Source organism: Streptococcus sp. GMD1S (assembly GCF_000296875.1).
Taxonomy (GTDB): domain Bacteria; phylum Bacillota; class Bacilli; order Lactobacillales; family Streptococcaceae; genus Streptococcus.
In genome coordinates this window covers 1-6,766 of sequence record NZ_AJQY01000051.1, presented here as the reverse complement: position 1 = coordinate 6,766, position 6,766 = coordinate 1, and the positions used below count along the sequence as shown (strand labels likewise).

Annotated in this window: 8 protein-coding genes; 7 read left to right on the top strand and 1 reads right to left on the bottom strand. The window is 40.9% G+C overall.

Going from position 1 to position 6,766, the window contains the following annotated elements; all coding sequences use genetic code 11:
• Together GMD1S_RS06240 and gap are read left to right on the top strand one after the other, a co-directional pair.
• The coding region (locus GMD1S_RS06240; protein WP_000531007.1) for an iron-containing alcohol dehydrogenase at positions 1 to 573 on the top strand (573 nt) is incomplete at its 5' end.
• Positions 574 to 892: 319 nt separating this feature from the next.
• A complete protein-coding gene (gene gap / locus GMD1S_RS06235) occupies positions 893 to 1,900 on the top strand; it encodes a type I glyceraldehyde-3-phosphate dehydrogenase (RefSeq protein WP_000260682.1) in 1,008 nt (335 codons plus the stop codon).
• A 66-nt stretch (positions 1,901 to 1,966) separates the two neighbouring features.
• On the opposite strand, the gene GMD1S_RS06230 is transcribed toward gap, so the two are convergent.
• On the bottom strand, positions 1,967 to 2,842 hold the full coding sequence (locus tag GMD1S_RS06230) for an RluA family pseudouridine synthase (RefSeq protein WP_008279513.1): 876 nt from the start codon (positions 2,840 to 2,842) through the stop codon (positions 1,967 to 1,969).
• Between the two features lie 86 nt (positions 2,843 to 2,928).
• On the opposite strand from GMD1S_RS06230, the gene pbp2a reads away from it, so the two are divergent.
• The 5 genes from pbp2a to GMD1S_RS06205 all read left to right on the top strand — a co-directional run bounded on the left by pbp2a (position 2,929) and on the right by GMD1S_RS06205 (position 6,704).
• On the top strand, positions 2,929 to 5,124 hold the full coding sequence (gene pbp2a, locus GMD1S_RS06225; protein ID WP_000762596.1) for a penicillin-binding protein PBP2A: 2,196 nt from the start codon (positions 2,929 to 2,931) through the stop codon (positions 5,122 to 5,124).
• A 52-nt stretch (positions 5,125 to 5,176) separates the two neighbouring features.
• A complete protein-coding gene (gene rpmG / locus GMD1S_RS06220) occupies positions 5,177 to 5,329 on the top strand; it encodes a 50S ribosomal protein L33 (RefSeq protein ID WP_001809375.1) in 153 nt (50 codons plus the stop codon).
• 9 nt (positions 5,330 to 5,338) lie between these two features.
• Positions 5,339 to 5,515, top strand: a complete 177-nt coding sequence (secE, locus tag GMD1S_RS06215) for a preprotein translocase subunit SecE (protein ID WP_000505776.1) — start codon at positions 5,339 to 5,341, stop codon at positions 5,513 to 5,515.
• 58 nt (positions 5,516 to 5,573) lie between these two features.
• Positions 5,574 to 6,110 carry a transcription termination/antitermination protein NusG gene (gene nusG, locus GMD1S_RS06210; protein ID WP_000376732.1) on the top strand — a complete coding sequence of 179 codons (537 nt, stop codon included), beginning with the start codon at positions 5,574 to 5,576 and terminating at the stop codon, positions 6,108 to 6,110.
• 120 nt (positions 6,111 to 6,230) lie between these two features.
• Entirely contained in the window at positions 6,231 to 6,704 is a 474-nt protein-coding gene (locus tag GMD1S_RS06205; RefSeq protein ID WP_001049305.1) for a hypothetical protein, read from the top strand.
• The last annotated feature ends 62 nt before the right edge of the window (positions 6,705 to 6,766 follow it).

Genomic DNA, 6,766 nt, shown 5'->3' with positions numbered 1-6,766 from the left:
ATCAAACTTGTGTTTGAATGGTTGGAAAAATCTGTTAAGACAGCTGATCCAGAAGCTCGCGAAAAAATGCACAATGCATCTACAATGGCTGGTATGGCCTTTGCCAATGCCTTCCTTGGTATGAGCCACTCAATGGCCCACAAGATCGGTGCGGTTCACCATACTGTTCACGGACGTACAAACGCAATCTTGCTTCCATACGTTATCCGTTACAATGGTACTCGCCCATCTAAGACGACTACATGGCCTAAGTACAACTACTGGAAAGCTGATGAAAAATTCCAAGATATTGCTAGAATGCTTGGATTGCCTCACTCAACTCCAGAAGAAGCGGTTGAAGCGTATGCCAAAGCAGTTTACGATCTTGGTGAAGCAGTTGGAATCACAATGAACTTCAAAGGCTTTGGAATCGATGAAAAAGCTTGGAAAGACAGCTTGCATGAAATTGCCTTGCTTGCTTATGAAGACCAATGTTCTCCTGCGAACCCACGCTTGCCAATGGTAGCTGACATGGAAGAAATCATGGCAGATGCTTACTATGGTTATGCAGAACGTCCAGGACGTCGTAAATAATCGTTTATCAGCCTAGAGGCAGGAGTGATCCTGTCTCTTTTTTTGTAAACTCTGAAAGAGTTGAAATCGGAGTTTTACCTTGAAATGAAGAAAATATGCAGATATTATAAAAGATTCTAGAGATATGCTTTGAAAATAAAAGAATAGATGAATGAAAAGGGGGAGAAAAAGTAGAAAAGCAGGAGAGAAAATCAACGCCCATACTTGCAATTAAACTCAAATAGTTATATAATAGGTTTGTTGAAAGGTGATTTGTAGTGATTCAAGTTACTCTTTTCACAATAAAATTTTCATGATTTTCATAAGGAGGAAATCACTAATGGTAGTTAAAGTTGGTATTAACGGTTTCGGCCGTATCGGTCGTCTTGCTTTCCGCCGTATCCAAAACGTAGAAGGTGTTGAAGTTACTCGCATCAACGACCTTACAGATCCAGTTATGCTTGCTCACTTGTTGAAATACGACACAACTCAAGGTCGTTTCGACGGTACTGTAGAAGTTAAAGAAGGTGGATTCGAAGTTAACGGTAAATTCGTTAAAGTTTCTGCTGAACGTGATCCAGAACAAATCGACTGGGCTACTGACGGTGTAGAAATCGTTCTTGAAGCAACTGGTTTCTTTGCTAAGAAAGATGCAGCTGAAAAACACCTTAAAGGTGGAGCTAAGAAAGTTGTTATCACTGCTCCTGGTGGAAACGACGTTAAAACAGTTGTATTCAACACTAACCACGACGTTCTTGACGGTACTGAAACAGTTATTTCAGGTGCTTCATGTACTACAAACTGCTTGGCTCCAATGGCTAAAGCTCTTCAAGACAACTTCGGTGTTGTAGAAGGATTGATGACTACTATCCACGCTTACACTGGTGACCAAATGATCCTTGACGGACCACACCGTGGTGGTGACCTTCGCCGTGCTCGCGCTGGTGCTGCAAACATCGTTCCTAACTCAACTGGTGCTGCTAAAGCTATCGGTCTTGTAATCCCAGAATTGAACGGTAAACTTGACGGATCTGCACAACGTGTTCCAACTCCAACTGGATCAGTTACTGAATTGGTAGCAGTTCTTGAAAAGAACGTTACTGTTGATGAAGTGAACGCAGCTATGAAAGCAGCTTCAAACGAATCATACGGTTACACAGAAGATCCAATCGTATCTTCAGATATCGTAGGTATGTCTTACGGTTCATTGTTTGACGCAACTCAAACTAAAGTTCTTGACGTTGATGGTAAACAATTGGTTAAAGTTGTATCATGGTACGACAACGAAATGTCATACACTGCACAACTTGTACGTACTCTTGAATACTTTGCAAAAATCGCTAAATAATTCTTGAGTCGATAAAAGCAAGGCCTTCTGGTCTTGCTTTTTTGTATAGAAAAATGGATGATAGTGTCATCCATTTTGTTTTAATTCTGTTTCGAAAGTATCCGAGAGGGCAGTAAAACTCAATTTTTCTAAGGTAAGTGGATGGGTAAAGGAAAGTCGAAAGGCATGGAGCATGAGCCTGCTTACTTTTGATCTAGAGTTATAGAGAGGATCGCCCAGGATAGGGTACTTATGATGAGAAAGGTGAACACGAATCTGATGCGTTCGACCGGTCTTTAGTTTGCAACGGACAAGGGTAGTCTGATTTGGAAATTGCTTTAATCGACTGATATGCGTTTCAGCATATTGTCCATTTTTTGCATCAACTATTCTTTTTCTACGATCGTGGCGATCACGGCCGATTTTATCTCGGAAGATAAGTTCTTTACTCTCTACTCGCCCTTCTATAAGTGCCCAGTACTCACGAACGATTTCCTTTTTTTCCAACAAATGATTGAGAATGGGTAAGATAAAAGGATTTTTAGCAAAAAGCACTAAACCGCTTGTTTCCATGTCCAGACGATGAACGACATAGCAGGTTTGGCCAACATAGGCAGAGACATGATTGAGAAGGGCAATTTCACCAGGTTGATTTCCGTGAGTTTTCATTCCCTCTGGCTTGTTGACGATAATGAGATGTTGGTCTTGATAAACCTCTTGAACGAGGTCTGGATTGCCCCAAAGGATTTCTTTTGGGGGATAATCTTCCTCGTCAAAAGTCAACTGGCAAATGTCACCTGGTTTGACCATCTCGTTCCAGTGAACTTCTTTGTGGTTCATTAAGATGTTCTTCTTTATTCTCAAAAAATGGCGGATTTTTCTAGGGATAAGGAGTTGTTCCTCTAGAAATTGTTTGACCGTCATTTGTGGCAAGGATTCGGGTAATGTAAATGTGAATTGCATACAGATATTGTAACAAAAAAAGCCCTATTTGGATAGGGAGTAGCTAAATTCTTGAGTTCCTATGGTGAAGATGATAAAATAAACGCATGAAATTAGATAAATTATTTGAGAAGTTTCTTTCTCTCTTTAAAAAAGAAACGAATGAATCAGCGGAGTCTGATTCGACTAGCATGCGTCGTTCACGGAGCGATAGAAAAAAATTGTCCCAAGTAGGCCCAATTCGGAAATTTTGGCGCCGTTATCATCTGACAAAAATCGTCATCATTTTAGGGTTAAGTGCTGGTTTACTGGTAGGAACCTACTTGTTTGCGATAGCCAAGTCTACCAATGTCAATGATTTGCAGAATGCTTTGAAAACACGAACTCTGATTTTTGACCGCGAAGAAAAAGAGGCAGGAGCCCTATCGGGTCAAAAGGGAACCTATGTTGAACTGACAGATATTAGTAAAGACTTGCAGAATGCTGTCGTCGCGACAGAGGACCGTTCTTTTTATAAAAATGATGGGATTAACTACGGTCGTTTCTTTCTAGCCATCCTTACAGCGGGTCGTTCTGGAGGGGGGTCCACCATCACTCAACAGTTGGCGAAAAATGCTTATCTGTCTCAGGACCAAACCGTTGAACGGAAGGCCAAGGAGTTTTTCCTTGCCTTAGAGTTGACAAAGAAATACAGCAAGGAGCAAATCCTTACTATGTACCTCAATAACGCCTACTTTGGAAATGGAGTATGGGGCGTTGAAGATGCAAGTAAGAAATATTTTGGTGTATCGGCTTCACAACTAACGCTTGATCAGGCGGCCACTCTAGCAGGGATGCTCAAGGGACCAGAATTGTATAATCCATTAAATTCTGTTGAAACTTCGACCAACCGTAGGGATACTGTTTTGCAAAATATGGTTGCAGCGGGCTATATTGATAAAAATCAAGAAACCGAAGCGGCTGGAGTAGATATGTCTTCTCAACTGCAAGATAAGTATGAAGGCAAGGTTTCAGATTATCGTTACCCGTCCTATTTTGATGCAGTTGTCAACGAAGCAGTTTCCAAGTACAATCTCACAGAAGAAGAGATTGTCAACAACGGCTATCGCATCTATACAGAGCTTGACCAAAACTACCAAGCAAACATGCAGGTTATTTACGAAAACACTTCGCTATTTCCAACAGCAGAAGACGGAACGCATGCCGAATCAGGTAGTGTTGCTCTAGAGCCTAAAACAGGTGGAGTGCGTGGAGTTGTTGGTCGTGTAGCTGGTGATGACAAACCAGGCTTTCGCAATTTCAACTATGCCACTCAGTCTAAGCGTAGCCCAGGCTCAACCATTAAACCTTTAGTCGTTTATACACCCGCAGTAGAAGCAGGGTGGGCCTTGAACAAGCAACTGGATAATCATACGATGCAGTACAACAGTTATCAAGTAGACAACTATGCAGGTATTAAGACATCTCCAGAAGTACCTATGTATCAGGCCTTGGCGGAATCACTCAACCTGCCAGCTGTTGCGACTGTAAATGAATTAGGTATTGACAAAGCTTTTGACGCTGGGGAGAGATTTGGTCTGAATATGGAAAAAGTTGACCGAGTTCTTGGAGTTGCTCTTGGTGGAGGTGTGGAAACGAATCCTCTCCAGATGGCGCAAGCCTATGCAGCCTTTGCTAATGGAGGTTTGATGCCTGAAGCACATTTCATCACTCGTATTGAAAATGCCAGCGGCCAGATCATCAAGAGTCATAAAAACTCCCAAAAACGAGTGATTGATAAGTCGGTAGCCGATAAAATGACCAGCATGATGCTAGGAACATTTACCAATGGTACAGGAATTAGTTCGTCACCGGCAGATTATGTTATGGCTGGTAAAACAGGTACGACTGAAGCTGTTTTCAACCCAGAATATACCAGTGACCAGTGGGTGATCGGCTATACTCCGGATGTGGTAATCAGCCACTGGCTCGGTTTCCCAACAACAGATGAGAACCATTATCTAGCAGGTTCGACCTCCAATGGAGCAGCCCATGTCTTTAGAAGTATGGCTAATACCATTTTACCTTACACTACAGGTAGCACTTTTACAGTTGAGAATGCTTATAAACAAAATGGTATTGAACCAGAAAATACGAAAAAGCAGGTTGTTGAAAATGAGACAAACCAGTCTGAGGACCCAATAGGAGATATTCGTAGTCGTGCACAAAATCTTGTAGATGAAGCAGGTCGTGCGATTTCAGAAGCTAAAATAAAAGAAAAAGCCCAGACAATATGGGACTCAATCCTTAATCTATTTCGTTAAGAGGCTTGTCAAAGCCTAGGTTTCTTGTTATAATAGATAAGATGGAGGCGTTATGGCACTAAAAAAAGCAAGCCTAGCTTGTGCAGTTTGTGGTTCAAGGAATTATTCAATCAAAATTAGTGGGAACCCCAAGCCAACACGACTAGAAGTAAATAAATTTTGTAAACATTGTGGAAAATATACGACACATAGAGAAACGAGATAGGAGAGAACGATGGGCTTTATTAAGGATATTTTTAAACTTCTTAAAGAAACAACTTGGCCAACTCGCAAAGAAAGCTGGAGAGATTTTCGCTCTATTATGGAATACACAGCCTTCTTTGTGGTCATCATTTACATTTTTGACCAGTTGATTGTATCAGGTTTGATTCGATTTATTAACATTTTTTAGAAGAAAAGTGGAGAAGTTCTGCTAACTTTCTTCTATCATATGTATGAAAGGAAATATCATGGATAGTTTTGACAAGGGATGGTTTGTTCTACAAACTTATTCTGGCTATGAAAATAAGGTAAAAGAAAATCTATTGCAACGTGCGCAAACATATAACATGTTGGATAATATTCTACGTGTTGAGATTCCAACACAAACCGTGCAAGTTGAGAAAAATGGAAAGAAAAAGGAAGTTGAAGAGAATCGCTTTCCAGGTTATGTCCTTGTAGAAATGGTCATGACCGATGAAGCATGGTTCGTCGTTCGAAACACACCTAACGTAACAGGATTCGTCGGCTCACACGGTAACAGATCAAAACCAACTCCACTTTTGGAACAAGAAATCCGTGATATTCTGGTTTCAATGGGACAAACTGTTCAAGAGTTCGATATTGATGTTGAAGTTGGCCAGACAGTCCGCATCATTGATGGCGCTTTTGCAGACTACACAGGTAAAATTACTGAAATTGATAACAACAAAGTGAAGATGATTATCTCTATGTTTGGTAATGATACGATTGCAGAAGTGAATCTCAACCAAATTGCAGAATTATAACCCCAGAGAGGCTTTGCCTCTCTTTTTATGTGCCGTTGGGGGAGGAAGAAGTATAGAATAGAGGAAGTAGACCCAGTGGCTCGCGCATTTTGCTAAACTAAATGCAGAAAGGAGAGGTCTATGAATCTAAAAGATTTATACGAAGAAAGTAAGGGAATCGTCCATAAGTGTCGCAAAGATTATCATTTGCATCTGTGGGAGAAAGAGGACTGGGATCAGGAAGGCATGTTATGTCTGTATGAGCTGGTGAGTTGCAACCCAGAGTTACTAGAGGGGGAGCGCCATCGACTTTATGTCTGCTTTAAAACAAAGTTTAGAAATCGTATCCTAGATTACATCCGTAAACAGGAAAGCCACAAGCGCCGTTTTGACAAAGAACCCTATGAAGAGGTGAGTGAGATTAGTCATCGTCTAGGAGAAAAAGGACTCAGGCTGGACGATTATTATCTCTTTCACGAACTTCTAAAGAATTACAAATCAAAGCAGAGTATGGAAAAACAAGAGTTAATAGACCGTCTAATGGGAGGAGAAGTCTTTAGAGGACGTAAAGCTCTCCTGAGAGAACTTTCCCTTATCTTTTCAGAATTTCGATAAAGAGGAAAAAAAGTCCTTGACAAAGGTAAAAAAGTAGGTATAATAGAAAGAGTTGAAAAGCT

Coding starts and splice junctions, on each gene's coding strand:
- rpmG (WP_001809375.1), top strand. CDS start 5,177: ATGGCACTAAAAAAAGCAAGCCTAGCTTGTGCAGTTTGTGGTTCAAGG.
- GMD1S_RS06205 (WP_001049305.1), top strand. CDS start 6,231: ATGAATCTAAAAGATTTATACGAAGAAAGTAAGGGAATCGTCCATAAG.
- secE (WP_000505776.1), top strand. CDS start 5,339: ATGGGCTTTATTAAGGATATTTTTAAACTTCTTAAAGAAACAACTTGG.
- GMD1S_RS06230 (WP_008279513.1), bottom strand. CDS start 2,842: ATGCAATTCACATTTACATTACCCGAATCCTTGCCACAAATGACGGTC.
- nusG (WP_000376732.1), top strand. CDS start 5,574: ATGGATAGTTTTGACAAGGGATGGTTTGTTCTACAAACTTATTCTGGC.
- gap (WP_000260682.1), top strand. CDS start 893: ATGGTAGTTAAAGTTGGTATTAACGGTTTCGGCCGTATCGGTCGTCTT.
- pbp2a (WP_000762596.1), top strand. CDS start 2,929: ATGAAATTAGATAAATTATTTGAGAAGTTTCTTTCTCTCTTTAAAAAA.